General features: G+C 64.1%; 1 protein-coding gene. It reads right to left on the bottom strand.

Features of this window, described 5'->3' with window-relative positions; translation table 11 throughout:
• Positions 1-3: 3 nt before the first annotated feature.
• The coding region (gene leuB / locus C1A35_RS35670; RefSeq protein WP_199773117.1) for a 3-isopropylmalate dehydrogenase at positions 4-705 on the bottom strand (702 nt) is incomplete at its 5' end.

Raw genomic sequence — 705 nt, 5'->3', positions numbered from 1 at the left:
GGCTTACGCCGAGAGCGCCTTGAACTCGGCGAGGATGGCGTCGCCCATCTCCGTCGTGCCGACCTTTTTCGCGCCTTCGGCCATGATGTCGCCGGTGCGGATGCCCTGGTCGAGCACGTTGGCGATCGCCTTTTCCAGGTTGTCGGCTTCCTTCACGAGGTTGAAGGAGTAGCGCAGGCACATGGCGAACGATGCGATCATCGCGATCGGGTTGGCAATGCCCTTGCCGGCAATATCCGGCGCCGAGCCGTGCACCGGCTCGTAGAGCGCCTTGCGCTTGCCGGTGACGCCGTCCGGTGCGCCGAGCGAGGCCGACGGCAGCATGCCGAGCGAACCGGTGAGCATGGCGGCCACATCCGACAGCATGTCGCCGAACAGGTTGTCGGTGACGATGACGTCGAACTGCTTGGGCTGGCGCACCAGCTGCATGCCGCCGGCATCGGCCAGCATGTGCTCGAGCTTTACGTCGGCATACTTCGCCTTGTGCGTCTCGGTCACCACCTGGTTCCACAAGACGCCCGACTTCATGACGTTGCGCTTTTCCATCGAGCAGACGCGGTTCTGTCTTGTGCGGGCGAGCTCGAAGGCGACGCCGGAGATGCGCTCGATCTCGTAGGTGTCGTAGACCTGGGTGTCGATGCCGCGCTTCTGGCCGTTGCCGAGATCGATGATCTCCTTCGGCTCGCCGAAATAGACGCCGCCGGT

Source organism: Ensifer adhaerens (genome assembly GCF_002940685.1).
GTDB classification, from domain to species: domain Bacteria; phylum Pseudomonadota; class Alphaproteobacteria; order Rhizobiales; family Rhizobiaceae; genus Ensifer; species Ensifer adhaerens_E.
This window is presented reverse-complemented; position numbering and strand designations above follow the sequence as displayed.